This window comes from Enterobacter sp. BIDMC93 (assembly GCF_001037805.1).
Lineage (GTDB): Bacteria > Pseudomonadota > Gammaproteobacteria > Enterobacterales > Enterobacteriaceae > Enterobacter > Enterobacter hormaechei_C.
Genome location: NZ_KQ089962.1, coordinates 2722366 through 2745491, shown reverse-complemented (window position 1 = coordinate 2745491; position 23126 = coordinate 2722366). Strand labels below are relative to the sequence as shown.

The 23126-nt window shown below is 54.4% G+C and carries 22 protein-coding genes; 14 read left to right on the top strand and 8 right to left on the bottom strand.

Annotated features, from left to right (window positions below; all coding sequences use genetic code 11):
• Positions 1-8: 8 nt before the first annotated feature.
• Together SK58_RS12855 and SK58_RS12850 are read right to left on the bottom strand one after the other, a co-directional pair.
• Positions 9-437, bottom strand: a complete 429-nt coding sequence (locus SK58_RS12855) for an OsmC family protein (RefSeq protein ID WP_003857069.1) — start codon at positions 435-437, stop codon at positions 9-11.
• Positions 438-506: 69 nt separating this feature from the next.
• Positions 507-1394 (bottom strand): LysR family transcriptional regulator, encoded by an 888-nt coding sequence (locus SK58_RS12850; protein WP_023303768.1) that lies wholly within the window; start codon positions 1392-1394, stop codon positions 507-509.
• 111 nt (positions 1395-1505) lie between these two features.
• Between SK58_RS12850 and SK58_RS12845 the strand changes: the two genes are divergently transcribed.
• From SK58_RS12845 to adhP, 7 genes are all read left to right on the top strand, one after another.
• Entirely contained in the window at positions 1506-2357 is an 852-nt protein-coding gene (locus SK58_RS12845; RefSeq protein ID WP_032655607.1) for a Vmh family MBL fold metallo-hydrolase, read from the top strand.
• Between the two features lie 51 nt (positions 2358-2408).
• A complete protein-coding gene (locus tag SK58_RS12840) occupies positions 2409-2930 on the top strand; it encodes a VOC family protein (RefSeq protein ID WP_017693390.1) in 522 nt (173 codons plus the stop codon).
• A gap of 141 nt (positions 2931-3071) precedes the next feature.
• Positions 3072-3287, top strand: a complete 216-nt coding sequence (gene bdm, locus SK58_RS12835) for a biofilm-dependent modulation protein (RefSeq protein ID WP_015570485.1) — start codon at positions 3072-3074, stop codon at positions 3285-3287.
• A gap of 95 nt (positions 3288-3382) precedes the next feature.
• The gene (gene sra, locus SK58_RS12830) at positions 3383-3520 is read left to right on the top strand and encodes a stationary-phase-induced ribosome-associated protein (RefSeq protein WP_000841561.1); all 138 of its coding nucleotides are present in this window, start codon (positions 3383-3385) and stop codon (positions 3518-3520) included.
• Positions 3521-3696: 176 nt separating this feature from the next.
• A complete protein-coding gene (locus SK58_RS12825; protein WP_006810704.1) occupies positions 3697-5394 on the top strand; it encodes an NAD-dependent malic enzyme in 1698 nt (565 codons plus the stop codon).
• Positions 5395-5738: 344 nt separating this feature from the next.
• Positions 5739-7448 (top strand): ABC-F family ATP-binding cassette domain-containing protein, encoded by a 1710-nt coding sequence (locus tag SK58_RS12820; protein ID WP_045339969.1) that lies wholly within the window; start codon positions 5739-5741, stop codon positions 7446-7448.
• Positions 7449-7644: 196 nt separating this feature from the next.
• Positions 7645-8655: an alcohol dehydrogenase AdhP gene (gene adhP / locus SK58_RS12815; protein ID WP_006810706.1), complete on the top strand. Its 1011-nt coding sequence runs from the start codon at positions 7645-7647 to the stop codon at positions 8653-8655.
• Positions 8656-8694: 39 nt separating this feature from the next.
• On the opposite strand, the gene SK58_RS12810 is transcribed toward adhP, so the two are convergent.
• Positions 8695-9204 carry an RrF2 family transcriptional regulator gene (locus tag SK58_RS12810; protein WP_017382310.1) on the bottom strand — a complete coding sequence of 170 codons (510 nt, stop codon included), beginning with the start codon at positions 9202-9204 and terminating at the stop codon, positions 8695-8697.
• 130 nt (positions 9205-9334) lie between these two features.
• Between SK58_RS12810 and SK58_RS12805 the strand changes: the two genes are divergently transcribed.
• Positions 9335-10537, top strand: a complete 1203-nt coding sequence (locus tag SK58_RS12805; protein WP_048220018.1) for an NAD(P)/FAD-dependent oxidoreductase — start codon at positions 9335-9337, stop codon at positions 10535-10537.
• Positions 10538-10576: 39 nt separating this feature from the next.
• On the opposite strand, the gene araJ is transcribed toward SK58_RS12805, so the two are convergent.
• Positions 10577-11752, bottom strand: a complete 1176-nt coding sequence (gene araJ / locus SK58_RS12800) for an MFS transporter AraJ (RefSeq protein WP_017693387.1) — start codon at positions 11750-11752, stop codon at positions 10577-10579.
• Positions 11753-11913: 161 nt separating this feature from the next.
• Here araJ and ppk2 point away from each other — a divergent pair, with 161 nt between their 5' ends.
• The 3 genes from ppk2 to SK58_RS22360 all read left to right on the top strand — a co-directional run bounded on the left by ppk2 (position 11914) and on the right by SK58_RS22360 (position 13345).
• A complete protein-coding gene (gene ppk2 / locus SK58_RS12795; RefSeq protein WP_045339967.1) occupies positions 11914-12732 on the top strand; it encodes a polyphosphate kinase 2 in 819 nt (272 codons plus the stop codon).
• 101 nt (positions 12733-12833) lie between these two features.
• A complete protein-coding gene (locus SK58_RS22365; RefSeq protein WP_017382306.1) occupies positions 12834-13022 on the top strand; it encodes a hypothetical protein in 189 nt (62 codons plus the stop codon).
• Positions 13022-13345, top strand: coding sequence for a CcdB family protein (locus SK58_RS22360; RefSeq protein WP_017382305.1), 324 nt, complete (start codon positions 13022-13024; stop codon positions 13343-13345). Before SK58_RS22365 ends, SK58_RS22360 begins: the two co-directional genes overlap by 1 nt.
• Positions 13346-13396: 51 nt before the next feature.
• Here the strand turns inward: SK58_RS22360 and fdnI are convergent, their stop codons facing one another.
• The 3 genes from fdnI to fdnG are packed head-to-tail and all read right to left on the bottom strand — an operon-like array spanning position 13397 to position 17989.
• Positions 13397-14053 (bottom strand): formate dehydrogenase-N subunit gamma, encoded by a 657-nt coding sequence (gene fdnI / locus SK58_RS12790; protein ID WP_015570477.1) that lies wholly within the window; start codon positions 14051-14053, stop codon positions 13397-13399.
• Positions 14046-14930 (bottom strand): formate dehydrogenase subunit beta, encoded by an 885-nt coding sequence (fdxH, locus tag SK58_RS12785; RefSeq protein WP_015570476.1) that lies wholly within the window; start codon positions 14928-14930, stop codon positions 14046-14048. The genes fdnI and fdxH overlap by 8 nt, the downstream gene beginning before the upstream one ends.
• Before the next feature lie 11 nt (positions 14931-14941).
• Positions 14942-17989 (bottom strand): formate dehydrogenase-N subunit alpha, encoded by a 3048-nt coding sequence (gene fdnG / locus SK58_RS12780; RefSeq protein ID WP_115172827.1) that lies wholly within the window; start codon positions 17987-17989, stop codon positions 14942-14944.
• Between the two features lie 220 nt (positions 17990-18209).
• Between fdnG and yddG the strand changes: the two genes are divergently transcribed.
• Both yddG and ompC read left to right on the top strand, forming a co-directional pair.
• The gene (yddG, locus tag SK58_RS12770) at positions 18210-19088 is read left to right on the top strand and encodes an aromatic amino acid DMT transporter YddG (protein WP_017382301.1); all 879 of its coding nucleotides are present in this window, start codon (positions 18210-18212) and stop codon (positions 19086-19088) included.
• Between the two features lie 626 nt (positions 19089-19714).
• Positions 19715-20788, top strand: coding sequence for a porin OmpC (ompC, locus tag SK58_RS12765; protein WP_048220016.1), 1074 nt, complete (start codon positions 19715-19717; stop codon positions 20786-20788).
• Between the two features lie 45 nt (positions 20789-20833).
• Here ompC and SK58_RS12760 read toward each other — a convergent pair whose 3' ends face one another.
• Positions 20834-22324: an MFS transporter gene (locus SK58_RS12760; protein WP_045911762.1), complete on the bottom strand. Its 1491-nt coding sequence runs from the start codon at positions 22322-22324 to the stop codon at positions 20834-20836.
• Between the two features lie 116 nt (positions 22325-22440).
• On the opposite strand from SK58_RS12760, the gene SK58_RS12755 reads away from it, so the two are divergent.
• Entirely contained in the window at positions 22441-23016 is a 576-nt protein-coding gene (locus tag SK58_RS12755) for a TetR family transcriptional regulator (RefSeq protein WP_045338669.1), read from the top strand.
• Positions 23017-23126: the final 110 nt, after the last annotated feature.

Sequence of the window (23126 nt, the reverse complement as noted above, 5' to 3'; positions counted from 1 at the left end):
GCCAGATATCAGTTCAGTTTGTAATCCAGCGTGATTTCGGCTTTCAACAGCTGCGACACCGGACAACCCGCCTTCGCTTTCTGAATAATGCCGTCGAACTGCTGCGGATCGATACCCGGTACCGTCACCTTGCTTTGCAGCGCCACTTTGCTGATGGCAAAACCACTGTCGGTTTTATCCAGCGAGACATCCGCCGTGGTATCGATGGAGTCGGCGGTATAACCCGCTTCGCCCAACATTAGCGACAGGGCCATAGAGAAACAGGCCGCGTGCGCTGCGCCAATCAGCTCTTCCGGGTTGGTCCCTTTTTCGCCCTCGAAGCGGGTGTTAAAGCCGTAAGGTTGCTGGTTAAGGACGCCACTTTCTGTTGAGACCGTCCCTTTGCCGCGTTTGATGTCGCCAGACCAGTGTGCTGAACCGTGCTTATGAATCGTCATTCTTGCTCTCCTTTTGGCTTACAAAGGGATAAGTATAGGACGCATAATCCATTTTGCAGGGAAGACAGATTAGTCCGAGCGCGTGGCAAGGTGGTTTGCCAGCGCGTCGAGGAACACACGCTGCGCCGCAGGCTGATAGTCTCGCGACTGATAAATACCAAAAATACCGATTGGTTTTGGCGTAAAGGCGCTGAGCACCGGCACCAGGCTGCCCTGCCGTAGCGCCGCGTCAGCCTCGCGCTCGGGCAGCATGGCAATACCACAGTGGTTTATCGCCGCCTCCATCAGCAGTGACGAGATGCTGGCGCTGAGATTGCCGCTGACCGCTGTCGTGATCGGCTCCCCTTCGGGCGTCAAAAAACGCCACGACTGACCGGCAAAAAAGCTGTAATGCAGGCAGTTGTGCCGGGCTAAATCCTCCAGCTGCTCTGGAACGCCCCGGCTGGCAAGGTAGTGCGGCGAAGCGCAAAGTACGGACCGACACTCTCCCAGTCGGCGGGCGATCATGCCCGGTTCGGGGTTATCGGTGATGCGGATCGCCACGTCAATTCGCTCGCCCACCAGGCTTACCGGATGGTTATTAACATCCAGCTCAATGCGCAGCTGAGGGTAACGCTGCAACAGATCGGGCAGCACCGGAGCGATAATCTGCATCGCGGTGAAATGCGCGCAGGCGACGCGAAGCGTGCCTGAGGGTAAATCCTTCACTGACTGATCTTCAATTTCCTGAGAAATTTGCGAGAGCGTACGCGTCTTTTGCAGGACCTTCTCTCCCGCCGCCGTCAGCGTCAGCTTGCGGGTGGAGCGGTTCACCAGCCGCGCCCCGGCCCACTTCTCCATCTGCTCCAGATAACGGCTCACCATCGGACGGGAGATCCCCAGCGCCCGCGCCGCCGCGCTTAAACTCCCCAGCTCACAGATGCGGTTGTACACCTGGGCGGCAATAACGCGATCCATTTTGACCTCCATTTGCTCGATTTATGAAACTAAGCATCTCCTGTTTCAGGAATTCTGGCAAATGAAGAGATCCGTACAATAGAGACTTTCCTGAAGAACAGAGACATGACCATGACCATCCCCCGCCTTGCTTTGCTGACAACCCTTTTCACTCCGGCCGTCTTTGCCGCGCCGTTGACCGTTGATACGTACAACCCGCAGGAAAAAGGCATTTTTGCCGTTTCTTCCACCCTGGTGTCTGGCCCGAAAGAGGCGGTACTGTTTGACGCCCAGTTCAGCGTGAAAGATGGCGAAGCGCTGGTAGAAAAAATTCGCCACAGCGGTAAAACGCTGAACAAAATCGTGATCACTTCCGGCGATCCGGATTTCTATTTCGGCCTGCAACCGCTGGTGAAAGCCTTCCCTAATGCCAAAGTTGTCGCCACGCAACAGGTGGTGGACCATATCAAGGCCACAAAAGACGCGAAGCTCGCCTTCTGGGGGCCACAGATGAAAGACGGCGCGCCGACGCAGCTCTACGTGCCGCAAGTGCTTGCCTCAACCACCTTTATGATTGACGGTGAGAGAGTGAATATTGAAGAGCCTGAGAGCTATGCGGCGTATGTCTGGATCCCATCCGCAAAAACCATCCTCGGCGGCACGGGCGTCTCATGGGGCATTCACGTCTGGACGGCAGATACCCAAACGCCGGAAAACCGCAAACAGTGGCAGCAGACGCTGGATAGCATGGCAGCCCTTAAGCCCGAACACGTTATTCCGGGCCACTACCTGGGGACACCGCCAGCAGGTACCGGCGCTATCGACTTTACCCGTCGCTATCTACAGCAGTTTGAACAGGCCCTCACGGCAGATAAAGCGTCAACCGGCGTCATCAACACAATGAAAAAACAGTGGCCGAATCTGGCGGAAGCCAGTTCGCTGGAACTGAGTGCCAAAGTGAATACCGGCGAAATGAAGTGGTAATAGCCTGATTATCTCCTGCTATATTTAAATTTTTTATAGCAGGAGTTAACTATGCCATCTTCAGTAAGGGGCATCGACCATATCGGTATTACGGTGCCCGACATTGAAAAAGCCACCCTATTTTTTGAACGCGCTTTCGACGCCCAGGTTTTATATCATTCTGTCGATGCGCAAACCGATAATATTGATCAGCCCGCCCAGCAGCACACCTTAAAATTATTTCCCGGCACAAAAATTCACGCCATTCGCATGCTCGTCATGCCCCACGGACCCGGCATAGAACTTTTCGAAATGCATGGCCCTGAACAGGGAATGCCCGCCCGCGCCAGCGACTTTGGCCTCCAGCATTTTGCTGTTTATGTTGATGATTTTGATAAGGCGATAGCCGCTTTCACCGCTGCTGGCGGGGAGATGTTTACCGCGCCAAAGCCGCTCACGTTTCCGGATGAGCAAGGTGAAGGTAATGCTTTCTGCTATGGGCAAACCCCCTGGGGCAGCATTGTAGAGTTGATTTCCTGGCCAACGCCCATGCCTTATGAAAAAACGACAAATTTACGCCGCTGGAAACCCTGAATTTTATTTCTGTGCTACGGGAGATGATATTTTTATTTCCAGGACGAATCTGAACCACAACGGCGAAAATATTTGCCAATCTGAATGCGAATTACGATTTTGCACGCCGTAACATTAAACAGACAACGACACGGAGGCAGCATGTTTACTTATTACCCGGCACATACCACAGCAGCACAACCCGAACTCGTTAACGCGATTGCGCAGGGTCTCCAGGCGGAGCACGGTGTTGTTACCGAAGATGACATTTTGATGGAACTGACCAGGTGGGTGGAAGCCACAGACAATGACATCCTCAGTGACATCTACCAGCAAACCATCAACTATGTGGTCAGCGGGCAAAATGCACCTTTGTAAAAACCTGCTAAGCTGGATCTGCAACCTAAGGGGTTACATTTCGTTTGCGTGAGCAAACTTGTCCTTAAAACTATCAACGGGATTGAGGAGTTAATATGAAATCGAACCGTCAGGCACGCCACATTCTGGGACTGAACTACAAGCTCTCTAACCAGCGCAAAGTGGTTATTGAAGAGGGGAGCGAAACGCAAGTGACCCACGCCACCGGCAGGAAACGTCAGGCAGGCAAGTAAGTTCCAGTACGAAATCCACAACACCATCGGTTACCCCGGTGGTGTTTTTGTTTATGTGTTGCGGTAATTAATATTTAGCTCCTTTATAATACCGCCCGACCGCACCCCGTAGCACAGGCCAGAAAGATGACAAACAGCAGTGTCAGGGACGGATCTTCTTAAAAAGAGTGAGTGACATGGACAACAAACTGAAAAAACATCGTTCCCTTTATATTCCTTACGCCGGTCCGGTTTTACTGGAGTTTCCCCTTCTGAACAAAGGCAGCGCCTTTAGCATGGAAGAGCGCAGCAGCTTTAACCTGCTGGGTCTGCTGCCTGAAGTGGTTGAAACCATTGAAGAACAGGCGGAACGCGCCTGGATCCAGTATCAGGGCTTTAAAACCGAAATCGATAAGCACATCTACCTGCGTAATATCCAGGACACGAACGAAACCCTCTTCTACCGCCTGGTGCAGAACCATCTCGAAGAGATGATGCCCGTCATTTACACCCCAACCGTCGGCGCGGCGTGTGAACGCTTCTCAGAGATCTACCGACGTTCCCGCGGCGTGTTCATCTCCTATCAGAACCGTCACAACATGGACGACATTCTGCAAAACGTGCCTAATCACAACATCAAGGTGATCGTGGTAACCGATGGCGAACGTATTCTGGGCCTTGGCGACCAGGGCATTGGTGGGATGGGGATCCCCATCGGTAAGCTCTCGCTGTATACCGCCTGCGGCGGGATCAGCCCGGCCTACACGCTGCCGGTTGTGCTGGACGTGGGGACCAACAACCAGCAACTGCTGAACGATCCGCTGTACATGGGCTGGCGTCACCCGCGCATTACCGACGACGAGTACTATCAGTTTGTTGATGATTTCATCCAGGCCGTGAAGCACCGCTGGCCGGACGTGCTGTTGCAGTTCGAAGACTTCGCACAGAAAAACGCCATGCCGCTGCTGAACCGCTACCGCGATGAGATCTGCTCGTTCAACGATGACATTCAGGGCACTGCGGCAGTGACCGTGGGGACGCTGATTGCCGCGAGCCGTGCGGCAGGCAGCCAGCTCAGCTATCAGAAAATTGTCTTCCTGGGTGCAGGCTCCGCGGGCTGCGGCATCGCCGAGCAAATTATTGCCCAGACCCAGCGCGAAGGCTTAAGCGAAGAGCTGGCTCGCTCCCGCGTCTTTATGGTGGACCGTTTTGGCCTGCTGACCGACGGTATGCCAAACCTGCTCCCGTTCCAGACCAAACTGGTGCAGAAGCGTGAAAACCTGAAAAACTGGGATACGGATAACGAAGTGCTCTCGCTTCTTGACGTGGTGCGCAACGTGAAGCCGGACATTCTGATCGGCGTATCCGGGCAGACCGGCCTCTTCACGGAAGAGATTATTCGCGAGATGCACAAGCACTGCGAACGCCCTATCGTGATGCCGCTGTCTAACCCGACTTCACGCGTGGAGGCAACGCCGCAGGATATCATCGCCTGGACAGAAGGTAAGGCACTGGTCGCGACCGGCAGCCCGTTTGATCCGGTGCTGTGGAAGGACAAACTCTATCCCATCGCACAGTGCAATAACTCCTATATCTTCCCGGGTATTGGTCTGGGGGTTATCGCCTCCGGCGCGTCACGCATCACCGACGAAATGCTGATGTCCGCGAGCGAAACGCTGGCAGGTCACTCACCGCTGGTGAATAACGGTGAAGGCCTGGTACTGCCGGAGCTGAAAGACATTCATAAAGTGTCCCGCGCAATTGCCTTCGCGGTAGGCAAAATGGCGCAGCAGCAAGGCGTCGCGGTGAAAACCTCTGCCGATGCGTTGCAGCAGGCGATTGACGATAACTTCTGGATGCCGGAATACCGTAGCTATCGTCGTACTTCTATTTAAGCATTGCCCCTCACCCAGCCCTCTCCCCAAAGGGGAGGAGGGTTAGGGTGAGGGGAATATACGGCACCTCCCACTAGCCAAACCCATTTTCCCCCGCTACACTCCCTTCATCCATTAACCTACTGAATATATAAGGAGGCCAATTATGCTGTACTGTGAAATTTTCAATGTTTCACATACATTTGGTGATCGCACCAGCTCAAGCGTTATCGGTATCGTGCTGCGATAACTTCCGCTTGAGCGAAGACACCAACCCCTGAAATCCCTTCTCTCGGGCTTACTGAGTTATCGTCAGCGATGTTTGACGAGGCATAAACATGCCTGTAACTCCTGGGTAAGCAACAATGAGCACTTTACTCACTGCACATTCTTTACGCGTTGATACAGCGTTCGGCACGCTCTTCGACTCTCTCTCCTTTACGTTGAAAAAAGGCGATCGCATCGGCCTGCTGGGTGATAATGGCTGCGGAAAAAGTACGCTGCTGAAAATCCTCGACGGGACGCAGTCCCCTGCTGCCGGAACCGTTTCACTGGCGGGGCATTGCCTGCTGGCGCGCGTGGAACAACATCTGCCGGAGGCCCTTTATCCCCTGACCATGCTGGATGCGGTGCTGGCGCAGCTGCCGATCGGTGAGCGCGACAGTTTGCGCTGGAAAGCCGAGTCGCTGCTGGCCGGAATGGGCTTCACGACGCAGGAAACGGCGTTAACCTCCGCCACGCTGAGCGGCGGCCAGCATACGCGGTTGCTGCTGGCACGAGCGTTGATAAGCGATCCGGATCTGCTGCTTCTGGACGAACCGAGCAACCACCTTGACCTGCCGACCCTGCTGTGGCTGGAGCAGTTTCTACAAAACTGGTCCGGCAGCTTTGTGCTGGTCTCACACGACAGGCAACTGCTGGACGCGGTAACCAACGGCAGCTGGATCCTGCGCGATAAAACGCTGCACGCCTTTGCCCTTCCCTGCACTGCCGCCCGTCTGGCGCTCGATGCAAAAGACGAAAGCGATGCGTTGCGCCATAAGGCAGAGCAAAAAGAGATCGACCGCGTGACGGCCAGCGCACGGCGTCTCGCGACCTGGGGCAAGGTCTATGACAACGAAGATCTCTCCCGTAAGGCTAAGCAGATGGAAAAACAGGTCGAACGCCTGAAAGAGACCCAGACGGAACTGACGGCGGGAAGCCCGTGGACCTTAACCCTGCGCGGGGACGCGCTTCGCGCCGACCGCCTGCTGGAAATGACTCACCTCGGCGTCCCCCCGGCGCCGGGTCTGCCAGACCTGTTTACTCTCGACAGCGCGCGGCTGAAGAGCGGCGATCGCGTGGCGATTGTGGGTCGTAACGGCTGCGGAAAATCGTCGCTGCTGAAGCTTATCTGGCGACATTTTCGCGACGAGATCGCGGACGAGCGGCTTAAGCGTCATCCGCGCGTCTCACCCGGCTACTACGACCAGACGCTGCACCAGTTGCCAGATGATGCGGCGCTGCTTGATGCGCTGGAGCCTTTCGCGCCAGATCCGCAGACCCGTAAAATGGCGCTCATCAGTGCCGGGTTCCCGTGGGCGCGTCACGGGCAAAAAGTCAGTACGCTGAGCGGCGGGGAACGTTCGCGCCTGCTGTTCGTCGGCCTGACGCTTGCCCGTTATAGCCTGCTGATGCTGGATGAACCGACCAATCACCTGGACATGGAAGGCAAAGAGGCGCTGGCGGAAACGCTGCAACAGTTTGAAGGCGGAGTGCTGCTGGTGAGCCACGATCGTCAGTTAATTAGCCAGAGCTGTAACCGCTTCTGGCTGATTGAGGACGGCAGGCTGAGCGAATGGCACGATGCGGAGGCGGTGTTTGAGCGCCTGCGTGAGGACACCGCTCCGGTTGTACCTGAGGCATCGAATAACGCATTGAAGGCACCCTCTTCAGCGTCTGACGATCTGCTCGAACGCCTGGTTGCCCTGGAAACGCTGCTGGAAGAAGATTTGGCGCGCAAGCCAAAACATCAAAAACCGCAGTTACAGGCGCAATGGCGAAAAGAGATTGAGGTGATAGAAGCGCAACTGTAAATCTGAGCCCGGCGGTGACGTCGCCGGGCCAGTGTTTTTCACCCCAATTTATGAGGGGTACAGCCTTTTCTTAATCCGAAAATGCATCAAATAATGACATTATGTTGCGGTTGCCTTGCATTACAGCGCCAAAGTATTAATCCTTAATGGGTAATCAGACCTGCTATGCAGATACTCATCATGAAAGGAGAAACACATGAAGGCTGCTGTTGTCACTCAGGATCATCAGGTTAATGTCACAGAAAAAACCTTACGCGCGCTCAAACATGGTGAAGCGCTGCTGAAGATGGAGTGCTGTGGCGTTTGCCATACCGATCTCCATGTTAAGAATGGCGATTTTGGCGACAAAACCGGGGTGATCCTCGGCCACGAAGGGATTGGTATCGTCAAAGAGATTGGTCCGGGCGTCACGTCGCTAAAAGTAGGCGATCGTGCAAGCGTGGCGTGGTTCTTCGAAGGCTGTGGCCACTGTGAATATTGTAATACCGGCAACGAAACGTTGTGCCGTGACGTGAAAAACGCGGGTTACTCCGTTGACGGCGGCATGGCGGAAGAGTGCATCGTAACCGCGGATTACGCGGTTAAAGTCCCGGACGGGCTGGACTCTGCGGCGGCCAGCAGCATCACCTGCGCCGGGGTCACCACCTACAAAGCGGTAAAAGTCTCTGACATCAAACCCGGCCAGTGGATTGCGATCTACGGCCTGGGCGGTCTGGGCAACCTCGCGCTGCAATACGCTAAAAATGTCTTCAATGCGAAAGTTATCGCCATTGACGTGAATGACGAGCAGCTGAAGCTCGCTGCCAGCATGGGCGCAGACTTAACCGTGAACTCCCGCAGTGAAGATGCGGCAAAAGTGATTCAGGAGAAAACCGGCGGTGCACATGCGGCGGTGGTGACGGCGGTAGCGAAAGCGGCCTTCAACTCTGCCGTTGACGCAGTTCGCGCCGGAGGCCGCGTGGTGGCTGTAGGCCTGCCGCCGGAAGCGATGAGCCTGGATATTCCACGTCTGGTCCTGGATGGGATTCAGGTAGTGGGTTCCCTGGTGGGTACCCGTCAGGATCTGCTCGAAGCCTTCCAGTTTGCGGCTGAAGGTAAGGTGAAACCGAAAGTTACAATGCGCCCACTGGAAGATATCAACGCCATCTTCAAAGAAATGGAACAGGGCCAGATCCGTGGCCGTATGGTGATTGATTTACGTTCTTAACCGCGGTGGCCGGGTAGCGGCTCTGCCCTGCCCGGCTTTTCACGTGGACGAACGGCGATCGGAAATCCATTCCTGAACCTCGATCTGGAACGTGTCCGGCGCTTTTCGATACATCTTCCGCGCCAGATCCAGGATGGTATGGCGTCCTAACTCCTCTTCCATCCGCTGCTGCGCGCTGTCCATGACCGAGCGCACCCCACACGGGCCGTTACAGACCCAGGCAGGTGGCGTTTCATCAAACACCGCCAGGCGCTGACGCACTTCCCGACACTCAAACATATTCTTCTCGCCGTCAATGGCATGCGCCACGTCCAGCACGCTGATCAGCTCTGCCGGACGCGCCAGCCGGAAGCCTCCCCCTTTGCCTTCGGTGCTGATGACCAGCCCCGCGCGTGATAAACGGGTGAAGATTTTTCCAAGATAGTCGTACGGCACGCCCTGCAAGGCCGCCATCTCCCGGACGCTCATCTCACGTTCATTGCCTTTTGCATCCACCATACACATCAGGCTATGAATGCCATATTCCACACCAGAACTGTAAAACGCCATGGCTCACTCCGGGTCATTGTTCGCTGCATTATAACGATTTTTAACTCAGAAAGAAGTTGTCGCAGTTAACTCCGACAAGTATAGTGGCAGTTATGTCAGACATACAGCCTGACGCACTAAAGGATCGAGTATGAAAAAGCAGATTTTAATTGTGGGTAGTGGGTTTTCCGGTATGTGGGCTGCGGTCAGCGCCGCGCGCCTTTCTGCTCTGGCGGGTAAGAATAGCCTCAGCATTGCCGTGCTGGCCCCTGTTGCGGAGCTGCGCGTTCGCCCACGCTTTTATGAAGAGAACGTGTCGACGATGGTCGCGCCGCTGACCGAACTGTTTGCTGAGCTGGGTATCGCCTTTATTGCGGGCGAAGCACAACGTATTGATACCTCGTCTAAAACCGTTTTGTATCGCGATTCAAACGGCGCGATTGCTGACGTCACCTGGGAACGTCTGATCCTCGCAACCGGTAGCCAGACTAAACGTCCTCCTGTTGCCGGTCTGGCTGAATACGCCTTTGATATCGACCAACTCGACTCCGCCAGATTATTCGAGCAGCATCTTGATTCGCTGGTTTCGCGCCCCTCCACCCCGGAGCGTAATACCGTGGTCGTGTGTGGCGGCGGCTTTACCGGCATCGAACTGGCAACGGAACTCCCTGCCCGACTCCGTACTCGCTTCGGCGCTGATACAAAGACTAAAGTAATCGTAGTTGAAAGAGGTGCAACCATCGGCGGGCGTTATAGCGAGGCGCTGCGTAACACAATTGAAGAAGCAAGCAACGCGCTCGGCGTTGAATGGCGTTTAAACAGTGAAATTGAAGCCATCGATGCCAGCGGCGTAACGCTGAAAAACGGAGAGCGCATTGCCAGCGCCACTGTAGTGTGGACGGCAGGGGTAGAAGCTAACCTCCTCAGCCTGCAAATTGACGGGGAACGCGATACTCAGGGACGGCTGATCGTCAACGACACGTTGCAGGTTCCTGCGCATCCGGAGGTTTACGCGACGGGTGATATGGCGCACGCCAAAACGGACGATGCGGGCAACACGGCGCTGATGACCTGCCAGCACGCGATCCAGCTGGGGAAATTCGCCGGACACAACGCGGCGGCCAGCCTGTTAAATCTGGAGCCGTACCCTTACCGTCAGGTGAACTACGTCACCTGTCTGGATTTGGGTGGCTGGGGCGCGGTATACACCGAGGGCTGGGAACAGCGCGTTAAATCCGTGCGCGAGGAAGGCAAAAAGATCAAAGTCGCCATCACCAACGAACTGATTTACCCGCCAGCAGCAGACAAAGCGGTCGCTTTTGCCGCCGCTGACCCGCTGGCGAAATTCGTTTAGTCCCCTTCTGCGCCCGCGACCAGCGGGCAAAGTGTGTAATCAGGCCAGCGCACCTGCGTTGGCCTGACGCTTTTTGGCACATAAATAACCATACATCAGCAGAGAGGTCATCGCAGAGAAGGATAAAATCGCGGCCGGCAGCGTGACATAGCTCCAGCTAAAGCCGAGCGTAATCATCAATCCACCGAAATAGGCGCCAATTGCGCTGCCGAGGTTAAACGCCATTTGCCCGCCTGCGGCCCCCAGCATCTCGCCGCCTTTCGCATTTTGCAGCAGCAGAATTTGCAGAGGCGCAGAGAGCGCAAACAGCCCGGCGCAGCAGACAAATCCCATGACCAGTGAAGCTGTTTTAAGCTCGCCAAAGGCAAACAACGCCAGCAGCGAAGCCACAATCACCAGGTCGGTGGTGGCAGCAATGCGCAGCGGGCTAAAGCGTGACGACAGCTTGCCGCTGAAGACATTTCCCAGCACCATGCCCAGCCCCATCAGCATCATGATCGCGGTCATGACGCCCTCAGAAAAGCCTGACACGTTGACCATAAACGGCTTCACGAAGCTAAACCAGGCAAACACCCCGGCATTGCCAAACATCGTAGCGGCAAAAATCAGCCACGGTTCCGGTTTCTTCAGGAAGTGGAATTGTTCTGCCAGCCGGGTGGTTGTCGTGTCGTGAATGTCAGGCACCCACAGCAGAACAGACAGGATCACCAGCGCGTCAAAGACCGCAATCAAAAAGAAGGTGTAACGCCAGTTAAATTCATGTCCCAGCCACGTCCCGAGCGGCACGCCAAGCAGGTTGGCAACGGTCATCCCGGCAATCATCCCGGCCACAGCGACCGTCACTTTACCCGGCGGCGCGATTTTTGACAGGATTATCGCCCCCACTCCGAAAATCGCGCCATGCGGGAAACCAGAGATTAAGCGCCCCGCCGCCAGTCCCACGTAGGAGTCAGAGAAGGTAAAGAGCGCGTTACCGACGACGCACATCGCCACCAGAAACAGCAGCGTTGTTTTCAGCGAAAATTTGCTGGAGAACAGCGCCACAATCGGCGCGCCGATCACCACGCCAAAAGCGTAAAACGAAATCATATTTCCGGCGGAGGGAATCGAAATGCCCGTATCATGAGCCAGCTCGGTGAGCACGCCCATAATGCCAAACTCAGCCATCCCCAGGCCAAAGGTACCCAGTGCTAACGAAAAAATTGTCTTTTTCATACCGCGACCACTGTTAAAAAATATGCAGCGTGCATTATTGATTAAACTTGTATGGTGAACCAGTTCAAATCAGATTTCTGACACATTAATCCATTCATTCAGGCCGATTACACTCTTAGTACGGCCTCGATCCCGCGACCGGATACAAAGGGAGACCCACCATGGTCAGTAAGAAGAAAACCCATGTTGTTGATGATGTCGTTAAAAACGCGCCGCTCAAAACTAAAGCGTACGAGCAAGAGCTTCGCCGCCTCCATGTTGAACTGGTTAAGCTCCAGCAATGGGTGGTCGCCAAAGGGTTAAAGGTCTGTATTGTTTTTGAAGGGCGAGACGGCGCCGGTAAAGGCGGCGCTATCAAAGCCATCACCGAACGCGTCAGCCCTCGGGTGTTTCGCGTTGTTGCGTTACCGGCCCCCACCGATAAAGAGAAAAGTCAGCTCTATTTTCAGCGTTACGTTCCCCATCTGCCCTCTGCCGGGGAAATCGTTATTTTTGACCGCAGCTGGTACAACCGTGCGGGCGTGGAAAGAGTCATGGGTTTCTGTACCGAAGAGCAGGCCGAAAAATTTCTTGATGGAACGCCGGTAATGGAAAAAGCGATGGTCGATGCCGGGATCATATTGTTGAAATACTGGCTTGAAGTAACGCCAAAAGAGCAGGAGCGACGCCTGCGCGATCGCATCAATGATGGTCGCAAGATCTGGAAGCTGTCTCCAATGGATATTAAATCTTTCAATCTGTGGGATGAATATACCCTCGCCCGCGACGCGATGTTTAAAGCGACCGACACCGCCTGGGCGCCGTGGTTTGTGGCGCGCTCAGAAGATAAAAAACGGGTGCGGCTGAATATTATTTCGCATCTGCTTTCCCAGATCCCCTATAAAGAAATTCACGTAGACAAGGTGGATTTACCGAAACGCAAGATCGGCAAAGTGAAGCCTACAAAATATCCCTTCCGGTATATTGCAGAGCGATTTTGATATTACTGGAAGACGGCTCGCATAATGTAGATTACCAGGGGAAACAGTATTGTTTTTTGTTGGCTGCGGTTGATAATGACCGCACCAACAAAGGAGAAAACATGAAACCGAACCGCACAGAAAGATGTGTTACAACAAAGCCTTTTACGGGGAAAAAGCCTCGCCCACTCTCTACAACAGCAGAGCACAAGCGACAGCATCAACAGGATCAGGGATTTATTAAAGCGATGAATGAATTAACGGCCAAAGCAGGGCTATTATCGGATGACCCTTATTTTGGAGGGCTTTGATGTGTTTTCAGTTTGACGTTTATCGCAACCCATCAGACAGAACGCGTGAATATCAGCCCTATTTTATGATTATTCAGCACGATTTTTATGACGACTTATCAACGAGACTTATTGTACCGTTAAGCTATCACAATCATTTAAGAGGACATTCAAACGCTGCAACGCCACTGGTGAACATTGAATTCCAGACATATTTTCTTAATACAGCCAACATCACACACGTGGAGACAAAGAAACTTAATAATAAGAATTATGTATGTAATCTGCGCAGTGCAAGAAGTAGTGTTCTTGCAGGAATTGATGCGTTAATTACCAATACGTAGCTCAGAGCCGCGCAAGTGCAGCGCCGCCGGACAATGTCGACGGCGCGAGGTTTACTTCAACCCTTCCGAACTCTCTTTTTGCGCTTCAAGACGCTCGACGTCCCGATACCAGCGCGGATGGTGTTTTTGCGCCCAGCGGCGGCTCACCTTCCCTTCAATCATGCCTTTAATCGATCCTTTCACCCAGAAGGCCATATACATATGGATCAGGATGGCGTGGATCAGAATAATGGCCGAGGTCGCGTGGATCAGCAGTGCGTAACGCACCACCTGGATCGGGAAATATTGGGCAAAATACGGACGCCAGATAATCACTCCGGTCACCAGCAGCACGAAAATCATACTCATGATGGTCCAGAACATCATCTTCTGCCCGGCGTTGTATTTGCCCACCTTCGCGACTTTATGCTCGTTGCCTTTCAGAACCTCAACAATCCCTTTAATCCAGGGAATATCCTGCTTGTCAGGGATGTTGTGATGAACGAAACGCACGAACATAAACATCAGCACCACGAAAATCAGCACGCCGAAGAACGGGTGCAGAATGCGCCCCATCTGCGGTGTCCCGAAGGTTTCCGTGAGCCACTGTAGCGTCGGGAAGAAGAACGATATGCCGGATACCGCCACCAGGAAGAAGCAGATGACCACCGTCCAGTGACAGGCGCGATCGACAAATTTTGTGCGCACTATCATTTTCGACTTACTCATGATGCTCCTCCTCGTCGTCATCCACCTCTTTATTCGGCCCGATACCGATGTAGTGATAAATCAGCCCGGCAAAGGTGGCGATAAAGCCCGCTGCTGAGAGCGGCTTAAGCGCCCCTTTCCACAGGTTGATTGAGGTATCGATCGCCGGATCTTTCGGCAGATTGTGATACAGCTCCGGCTGGTCATTGTGGTGCAGAACATACATGACGTGCGTACCGCCGACACCCTGCGGGTTATAAATCCCGGCCTTGTCATAGCCGCGCGCTTTGAGCTTATCCACCCGCTGCTGTGCCACGTCCAGCATCTCTTTTTTGGTACCGAAGTGGATCGCCCCGGTAGGACAGGTCTTCACGCAGGCAGGCTCCTGGCCGACGCTGACGCGATCGACGCACAGCGTGCATTTATAGACCCGGTTATCCTCTTTATTGAGTCGCGGGATATTAAACGGACAACCTGCAATACAGTAACCGCAGCCGATGCAGTTATCCTGCTGGAAGTCGACGATCCCGTTGGCGTACTGAATGATTGCCCCGGCAGACGGGCATGCCTTCAGGCAGCCCGGATCTTCACAGTGCATACAGCCGTCTTTACGGATCAGCCACTCCAGCTTGCCATTCTGGTCGGTTTCGCTAAAGCGCATCACCGTCCAGGACTTGGCGCTCAGATCAGCAGGATTGTCATAGACACCAACGCAGTGCCCCACCTCGTCGCGAATATCGTTCCACTCCGAGCAGGCCACCTGGCAGGCCTTACAGCCCACGCAGGAGGAGACATCGATCAGCTTGGCGACTTCTGCCTTGTAATCCCGCGCACGAGGCGCGGGCGTTATCGGGTTGGTCGCGGAGCGTTTAATAATGTCTTGTGTTTCCATCGCCATTTAATCGCTCCTTACGCTTTCTCGATGTTGACCAGAAACGCTTTATACTCCGGCGTTTGCGAGTTGGAATCGCCGACGTTTGGCGTCAGGGTATTGGCGATGTAGCCTTTCTGCGCTACCCCTTCAAAGCCCCAGTGCAGTGGTATACCGACGGTTTCCACCTGCTGGCCATGCACGTTCAGCGTTTGCAGACGACGGGTGACCACCGCCACCGCGCGAATAAAGCCGCGCTTGCTGCTGACCTTCACGCGATCGCCGTTGGCAATGCCTTTCGCCTTCGCCAGCGTTTCGCTTATCTCCACAAACTGTTCCGGCTGCGCGATGGCGTTAAGCCGCGCGTGCTTGGTCCAGGTATGGAAATGCTCGGTCAGGCGGTAGGTGGTGCCGACATAAGGGAACTTGTCCTTTTTACCTAAACGCAGCACGTCGTCTTCATAGATGCGTACCACCGGACTGGAGACCACATTCGGGTGCAGCGGGTTAGTGCCGAGCGGCGTTTCCATCGGCTCGTAGTGTTCCGGGAACGGCCCTTCCGCCAGTTTGTCGATAGCAAACAGACGTCCCAGCCCTTCCGGCTGCATGATAAACGGCCCGGTGTTGCTGCCCGGCGCGGCGGTGTTGAAGTCCGGGATATCGTTCCCCGTCCACTTCGTGCCGTTCCACTCGATCAGCATGCGTTTCGGATCCCACGGCTTACCGTTCACGTCTGCGGAGGCACGGTTGTACAGTACGCGGCGGTTTAACGGCCACGCCCATGCCCAGCCCAGGGTATTGCCCAGGCCTGACGGATCGGCGTTATCGCGATTGGCCATCTGGTTACCCTGCTCCGTCCAGCTGCCGGTGTAGATCCAGCAGGAAGAGGCCGTGGTACCGTCGTCACGCAACAGCGCGAAGCTATTGAGCAGCTGTCCTTTCTTCGCCACCAGATTACCGTTGGCATCGTATAGGTCGGCCAGCGCCACGCCGTTGTTCTCTTTTGCCACCTCTTCGGACTCAGGATGATCCGGCTGCTTGTAGTTCCAGCTCATCTTCAGCAGCGGCTCAGCGCCTTTGCCGCCTTCGGCGCGGTACATCTCGCGCAGACGATGGTAAATCCCGGCCAGAATTTCGCCGTCATTACGCGCTTCGCCGGGCGCATCCTGACCTTTCCAGTGCCACTGTAGCCAGCGGCCAGAGTTGGCAATTGAACCGTCCTCTTCCGCAAAGCAGGTCGACGGCAGGCGGAACACCTCGGTCTGAATCGCTGCCGGATCGACATCGTTTGATTCACCGTGGTTCTGCCAGAACGTAGACGTTTCGGTGACCAGCGGATCGATAACCACCATGTACTTCAGCTTGCTCAGGCTGCGAACGACTTTGTTTTTATCCGGGAATGACGCTACCGGGTTAAAGCCCTGGCAGATATACCCCGTGACGTCGCCCTTATCCATCATATTGAAATACTTGATGACATCGTAAGCCTGGTCCCATTTCGGCAACCACTCAAAGCCCCAGTCATTCTCTTTCTGCGCCGCGTCGCCGTAGAACGATTTCATCAGACTGACGGCAAACTTCGGATAGTTACTCCAGTAGTTCACCTGGTCCGGACGCGTCGCTTTTGGCGTGTTGGCGTCAAGCCAGCTTTGCCAGTCGGTCTGCGTCTCGGACGGCAGGGTCAGGTAACCCGGCAGGCTGGTCGACAGCAGGCCGAGGTCGGTTAAGCCCTGAATGTTAGAGTGCCCGCGCAGGGCGTTCACGCCGCCACCGGCCATCCCCATGTTGCCGAGCAGCAGCTGGATCATCGCCATGGTACGGATGTTCTGCGCGCCCACGGTATGCTGCGTCCAGCCCAGCGCGTACAGGAATGTAGTGGTTCTGTCGGCGGCACTGGTGGAAGCCAGCACTTCACATACTTTCAGGAAGTCCGCTTTCGGCGTACCGCAGATGTTTTCCACCACGTCCGGCGTATAGCGGGAAACGTGCTGTTTCAGCAAGTTCCACACGCAGCGCGGATCGCTCAGGGTCTCATCGCGTTTCGCGTAGCCGTTTTCGTCGAACTGATAGTTCCAGGACGATTTATCGTACTGACGTTTCCCGACGTCATAGCCGCTGAAGAGGCCATCTTCGAAGGCGAAATCTTCCCGTACCAGCAGGCCGGCATTGGTGTAATGCTTAACGTATTCCACGTTAATTTTGTTATTTTCAATCAGGTACAACAGCACGCCGGAAAGAAACGTAATATCCGTACCGGAGCGGATCGGCGCATAGATATCAGCCACCGATGCCGTACGCGTAAAGCGCGGATCGACGACGATCAGCGTCGCATCGTTGTTGTTTTTTGCTTCCATCGCCCAGCGGAATCCCACCGGATGGGCTTCAGCGGCGTTACCGCCCATTACCACCACGACGTTAGCGTTTTTGATATCAACCCAGTGGTTGGTCATCGCACCGCGACCAAATGTTGGAGCAAGACTTGCTACCGTTGGTCCGTGTCAGACGCGCGCCTGGTTATCAACCGCCAGCATGCCGAGGGAGCGCACAAATTTTTGCGTCAGCATGCCGGTCTCATTACTTGCCGCAGAGGCACACAACATCCCGGTGGAGGTCCAGCGGTTTACCGTGATGCCCTGCTCGTTCTTCTCAATAAAGTTGGCGTCGCGATCCGCTTTCATCAGTTTTGCAATTCGGGAGAAGGCTTCGTCCCAGGAGATACGCTGCCATTTGTCAGAGCCCGGCGCACGATATTCCGGGTAGCGCAGACGGTTTTCACTGTGGACGTAGTCCAGCAGCCCCGCCCCTTTCGGGCAAAGCGCCCCGCGGCTCACCGGATGGTCCGGGTCCCCTTCAATATGATAAATCGCTTCTTTGGCGTTCTTTGCGCCATCACCCAGGCTATACATTAATAGCCCACAACCCACGGAGCAGTATGTGCAGGTGTTACGGATCTCTTTCGCGCGCAGCAGTTTATAGTTGCGTGCCTGAGCCAGCGCCATTTTGGGAGCGAATCCCAGCATTGCGGCTGTTGTTCCGGCCATACCGCCCGCGCAGATTTTAAAAAATTGTCTGCGGCTGACGTCCATTGCTGTCCTCGTTATCTGATAAGACTTCGCGCCGCAAACTAACAGCAAAGCCCCTGTTTTTTTTGCGTCAAATCAAGGTCGCCAGACTTCGCCCCCTTAATAGTCACTGCCGGTACGATTTGCTAATCCTTTCGGGTTAACAGGCTCTTTGAAAATTCGCCAGGTGTAGCAAATAGATGCTATAAGTTTTCCCTTTGATTTTTAGAAGACTGGCAGGGTAATGGACAGAAAAAGAGCAACGCTGACAGGCCTGGCGGCCATATTGTTGTGGAGCACCATGGTGGGTCTCATCCGCAGCGTCAGTGAAGGACTGGGCCCGGTGGGCGGCGCGGCGATGATTTACACCGTCAGCGGGCTGTTGTGTCTGGTGACGGTGGGTTTTCCCGATCTTCGGCGTTTTTCCATGCGCTATCTCATTGCGGGCAGCATCCTGTTTGTCAGCTATGAGATGTGCCTGGCCCTGTCGCTGGGGTATGCCGCGACGCGCTCACAGGCGATTGAAGTCGGTATGGTCAATTATCTGTGGCCAAGCCTGACGATTGCGTTCGCGATTTTGTTCAACGGGCAAAAAACCACCCTGTGGGTGATCCCTGGGCTTCTCATCTCGCTGTTGGGGGTGTGCTGGGTTTTAGGTGGCGAAAACGGTCTGCAACTGAATGACATCATGCAGAACGTCGTTTCCAGTCCGCTAAGTTATGGGCTGGCGTTTGCTGGCGCTTTTATCTGGGCCGCCTACTGCACCGTCACCAGCAAGTATGCCAAAGGGCAAAATGGCATTACCCTTTTCGTCCTGCTGACCGCCCTGAGCCTGTGGGTCAAATATGCCGTCAGCGATCAGCCCGAAATGGTGTTCAGCGTCCCGGTTGTGGTGAAGCTATTGATGTGCGGGGTTGCGCTTGGCTTTGGCTACGCCGCCTGGAATATCGGTATTCTTCACGGTAACGTCACGGTGCTTGCGGCTGTCTCTTATTTCACGCCAGTTCTTTCCGCCGCACTGGCGGCTATTCTGCTGAGTTCTCCGCTTTCACTCTCATTCTGGCAAGGGGCATTGATGGTGTGCGCCGGATCGTTACTGTGCTGGTATGCCACCCGCAAATAGCATTTTTATTTTTGCCGGGTACCGAATATACCCGGCAAAATATTAACAATATTTTAATATGTGATCACACCCTCGAATATAATTCGTAACATTAGAGAGTAATTAAATTTCTGTATAGAGTGCTGTAAGAAAGCCAGAGTCGTTGTGGAAATTGACATAAACTGACAACGCAGGTAATTAATTCAGCGCCAATATTCCCGCGCTATATAGCACAAAGTGCAATAGTTTATTTCTGAATATTTCTGTTAGAAAACAGGTTCTGGTTTCCCGAGAAATTTATAATCAACTGTTTTAAAAAAGGTTATCCTGACACATGCTTTGACATTCCCTGCCAAACCCTTTTAATCCCACCAAAAAACTAAAACGTCCGTCAACTATTCACAGCCATATTATCTTGATTGGTTAATAATCACTTTATGTCTATATATTAACCTGACTGGCCGATTTAAGGGCAATTTATCCGATCAGGATCACACTAATTGAAATTATCTTTAATATTTTGAAACTTATTATTGAAAGCAGTCTACGGAATTTTAAAAATAGTCTGCCATTGACGATAAGCCTCGTTTAAAAATCGCTCAGGTGGCTTAGGAAATACCTAAATAAAATTATAAGGATTATTTAAGATGAAACTTAAATTAGTTGCAGTGGCAGTGACTTCCATGTTGGCAGCTGGCGTTGTTAACGCGGCTGAAGTTTTTAACAAAGACGGTAACAAACTGGATCTGTACGGCAAAGTTACTGGTCTGCACTATTTTTCTGATGATGCTGGTAGCGACGGCGACAAAACGTATGTTCGTCTGGGCTTCAAAGGTGAAACTCAGATCAACGATCAGCTGACCGGATACGGTCAGTGGGAATATGAGTTCAAGGGCAATCGCTCTGAAGCTCAAGGTTCCGACGGCAACAAAACCCGTCTGGCGTACGCTGGTCTGAAATTCGATGAATTCGGTTCCTTCGACTACGGTCGTAACTACGGTGTGGCTTATGACATCGGCGCATGGACTGACGTTCTGCCAGAGTTCGGTGGCGATACCTGGACGCAGACTGACGGCTTCATGACCGGCCGTACCACTGGCGTTGCAACCTACCGTAACACCGACTTCTTTGGTCTGGTTGACGGCCTGAACGTGGCTGCTCAGTACCAGGGTAAAAACGACCGTGACGATATCACCGAATCCAACGGTGACGGCTGGGGTCTGTCTTCTACCTATGAATTCGACGGCTTCGGTGTGGGTGCGACCTACGCGAAATCTGACCGTACCGACCGTCAGGTTCGTGCTGCAAGCAACCTGAACGCCGGTGGCGAAAACGCAGAAGTCTGGGCTGCTGGCCTGAAGTACGATGCGAACAACATCTACCTGGCAACCACCTACTCTGAAACCCGCAACATGACGGCGTTCGGTAACGGTCACGTTGCCAACAAAGCGCAGAACTTCGAAGTTGTGGCTCAGTACCAGTTTGACTTCGGTCTGCGTCCGTCCATCGCTTACCTGAAATCCAAAGGTAAAGACATCGGTTCTTATGGCGACCAGGACCTGGTTGAATACGTTGACGTTGGCGCGAGCTACTACTTAAACAAAAACATGTCCACCTATGTTGATTACAAAATCAACCTCGTGGATGACAGCCAGTTCACCAAAGATGCCAAAGTGGCTACCGACAACATCGTAGCTGTAGGTCTGACCTACCAGTTCTAAGATCTGTTAGTTCAAAAGGCCAGCCCTCGCGGCTGGCCTTTTTTATTACTGCTGCCCTCCGACCTTCGCCAGACTAAACCAGATCCCGACCGCCAGAATCAGCAGCATGCCTCCCGCACTGCCCAGGGCCACGCTGTGCGAGGTGATGAACGCGGTTTTCGCCGCCTTCATCACCGGCTCGGCCAGAGACGGCGACAGCTCCTGCGCCACCTTCATCGCTTCACCGATGGACGACGAGGCTTTATCTGTCAGCGACGCGCTCAGCCCTTGCGGCAGTACAATAGACGCCGAAAAGCTGCGGGTTAACAGCAGACCGAAAATGGCGATCCCCAGACCAGCACCCAGCTCGTAGGACATGGTTTCGATCGCGCCTGCGGCGGCCGCTTTCTCTTTCGGCGCGGCAGCCATGATCGCTGACGTCGATGCCAGCAGTGCGCTGGCGGCACTGAAGCCCAGCAGCACCATCAGGCTCCACGCCTGCCACTGTTGGGTGCTGAAATCGAGCGTCGACAGGCCGATAAAACTGACCGCGCTAAGCCCCATGCCTCCGGCCGCGACAATGCGCAGCCCCAGACGCCCGACCAGCACACCCGCGATCGGCCCGCTAAATCCGCTCGCCACCATCACCGGCAGCATGAATATCCCTGCTTCAAACGGCGTAAAACCATGCACGAACTGCAACTCCTGCGCCATCAGCAGTTCAAAGCCCACCAGCGCAATCATGGCGGTCATCGCCATGACCACGCCGCTTAAAATAATGCGATGGCAAAACAGACGCATGTCGATCATCGGCACGCGCGCGCGCAGCTGGATACGGACGAAGATAAACAGCATCACCGCCCCGGTAAGCAGCGTACAGGCCACCATCCACGGCGACAGCACCCCTTTCAGGGCGATTTTGGCGCTATAGACCAGCAGTAAAATCGCCACAATCAGCATAATGGCATGGCTGATATTGAGCGGCTGCTCGGGCCGCCCCTGCTGAGCAGGCACCAGGCGCGCAGCAAGCGAAACCACGATCAGCACGATCGGCACGTTAATCAGGAACACCGACCCCCAGTAAAAGTGCTCCAGCAGCATGCCGCCAATCAGCGGGCCAAACGCCGCGCCGCCCGACCCAACGGCAGCCCAGACGCCGAGGGCGATATTACGGTGCCGCACGTCAATAAACAGGGTGCGGATCCCTGCAAGCGTAGCCGGAATGATCATCGCCGCGCCAATCGCCAGCGACGCGCGGGCGGCAATCAGCCAGCCCGCGGACGGCGCAAAAGCCGCCGCTAACGATGACAGGCCAAACAGCACGCTGCCGATCATCAGCAGGCGCTTAAAACCTATGCGATCGCCCAGCGCGCCCATCGGCAGCACCATTCCCGCCATCACCAGCGAGTAAATATCAATAATCCACAGCAATTCGTTGCCGCTGGCACCCAGCGTCATGCTCAATGTTGGCGCCGCCACGTGCAGCACCGTCGCGTCAATCGCCACCGGGATATACACCAGCACGATAATCACTAACGCTAACCACTGACGAAACATAAATTTCCTTTTCAGTTAAAAACTGGACACATGTCCAGAATGCGATCCTACGTAAAGTTGAACACTTGTCCAGCTCTTTGTTACACTCGTTTCGTTGCCATTGAGAGTGAGAAATTATGCGTTATCTGAGCAAGGACGAGCGGCGGGAAGAGATCCTCCAGGCCGCGATGCGCGTGGCGCTGACCGAAGGATTCGCTGCGATGACCGTGCGCCGCATCGCCACCGAAGCGGGCGTCGCCACCGGGCAGGTGCATCACCACTTTGCGTCGGCGGGCGAGCTTAAGTCGCTGGCGTTTGTCCGGCTGATCCGCGATTTGCTGGATGCTGAAATCGTTGGCGAAAACGCCGGCTGGCGCGAGCGCCTGCATGCCATGCTCGGCAGCGATGACGGCGGGTTTGAGCCCTACATTCGACTGTGGCGGGAGGCGCAAATTCTCGCCAGCCGGGATAGCGATATCAAAGGCGCCTACGTTTTGACTATGGAGATGTGGCACCAGGAAACGGTCGCGATTATCCGCGCTGGGGCGGAGGCCAACGCCTTTACGCTTGCTGACCAGCCGGAAAATATCGCCTGGCGTTTAATTGGTCTGGTATGTGGCCTGGATGGCATATACGTATTAAATATGCCTGAAATGGACGACGCGGCATTTAATAAGCATCTGGATAAGCTTATTTCCCTCGAATTGTATTAATACTCCCATCGGGGTATTAATTTCCGCAAATAGTTACAATTAGTAACACATAAAGCGAACCCTGATTCCCATTCCAAACTCAGGGATTCGCTTTTTTATCTATCCTTTCA

What these genes read in the sequence shown, in the direction of transcription:
- SK58_RS12760 (WP_045911762.1), bottom strand. Translation starts at nt 22,324, where the DNA reads ATGTTTCGTCAGTGGTTAGCGTTAGTGATTATCGTGCTGGTGTATATC.
- SK58_RS12855 (WP_003857069.1), bottom strand. Translation starts at nt 437, where the DNA reads ATGACGATTCATAAGCACGGTTCAGCACACTGGTCTGGCGACATCAAA.
- ompC (WP_048220016.1), top strand. Translation starts at nt 19,715, where the DNA reads ATGAAACTTAAATTAGTTGCAGTGGCAGTGACTTCCATGTTGGCAGCT.
- araJ (WP_017693387.1), bottom strand. Translation starts at nt 11,752, where the DNA reads ATGAAAAAGACAATTTTTTCGTTAGCACTGGGTACCTTTGGCCTGGGG.
- SK58_RS12755 (WP_045338669.1), top strand. Translation starts at nt 22,441, where the DNA reads ATGCGTTATCTGAGCAAGGACGAGCGGCGGGAAGAGATCCTCCAGGCC.
- sra (WP_000841561.1), top strand. Translation starts at nt 3,383, where the DNA reads ATGAAATCGAACCGTCAGGCACGCCACATTCTGGGACTGAACTACAAG.
- bdm (WP_015570485.1), top strand. Translation starts at nt 3,072, where the DNA reads ATGTTTACTTATTACCCGGCACATACCACAGCAGCACAACCCGAACTC.
- SK58_RS22365 (WP_017382306.1), top strand. Translation starts at nt 12,834, where the DNA reads ATGAAACCGAACCGCACAGAAAGATGTGTTACAACAAAGCCTTTTACG.
- fdnI (WP_015570477.1), bottom strand. Translation starts at nt 14,053, where the DNA reads ATGAGTAAGTCGAAAATGATAGTGCGCACAAAATTTGTCGATCGCGCC.
- SK58_RS12820 (WP_045339969.1), top strand. Translation starts at nt 5,739, where the DNA reads ATGAGCACTTTACTCACTGCACATTCTTTACGCGTTGATACAGCGTTC.
- adhP (WP_006810706.1), top strand. Translation starts at nt 7,645, where the DNA reads ATGAAGGCTGCTGTTGTCACTCAGGATCATCAGGTTAATGTCACAGAA.
- SK58_RS12850 (WP_023303768.1), bottom strand. Translation starts at nt 1,394, where the DNA reads ATGGATCGCGTTATTGCCGCCCAGGTGTACAACCGCATCTGTGAGCTG.
- SK58_RS22360 (WP_017382305.1), top strand. Translation starts at nt 13,022, where the DNA reads ATGTGTTTTCAGTTTGACGTTTATCGCAACCCATCAGACAGAACGCGT.
- SK58_RS12840 (WP_017693390.1), top strand. Translation starts at nt 2,409, where the DNA reads ATGCCATCTTCAGTAAGGGGCATCGACCATATCGGTATTACGGTGCCC.
- yddG (WP_017382301.1), top strand. Translation starts at nt 18,210, where the DNA reads ATGGACAGAAAAAGAGCAACGCTGACAGGCCTGGCGGCCATATTGTTG.
- SK58_RS12810 (WP_017382310.1), bottom strand. Translation starts at nt 9,204, where the DNA reads ATGGCGTTTTACAGTTCTGGTGTGGAATATGGCATTCATAGCCTGATG.
- SK58_RS12805 (WP_048220018.1), top strand. Translation starts at nt 9,335, where the DNA reads ATGAAAAAGCAGATTTTAATTGTGGGTAGTGGGTTTTCCGGTATGTGG.
- SK58_RS12825 (WP_006810704.1), top strand. Translation starts at nt 3,697, where the DNA reads ATGGACAACAAACTGAAAAAACATCGTTCCCTTTATATTCCTTACGCC.
- ppk2 (WP_045339967.1), top strand. Translation starts at nt 11,914, where the DNA reads ATGGTCAGTAAGAAGAAAACCCATGTTGTTGATGATGTCGTTAAAAAC.
- SK58_RS12845 (WP_032655607.1), top strand. Translation starts at nt 1,506, where the DNA reads ATGACCATCCCCCGCCTTGCTTTGCTGACAACCCTTTTCACTCCGGCC.
- fdxH (WP_015570476.1), bottom strand. Translation starts at nt 14,930, where the DNA reads ATGGCGATGGAAACACAAGACATTATTAAACGCTCCGCGACCAACCCG.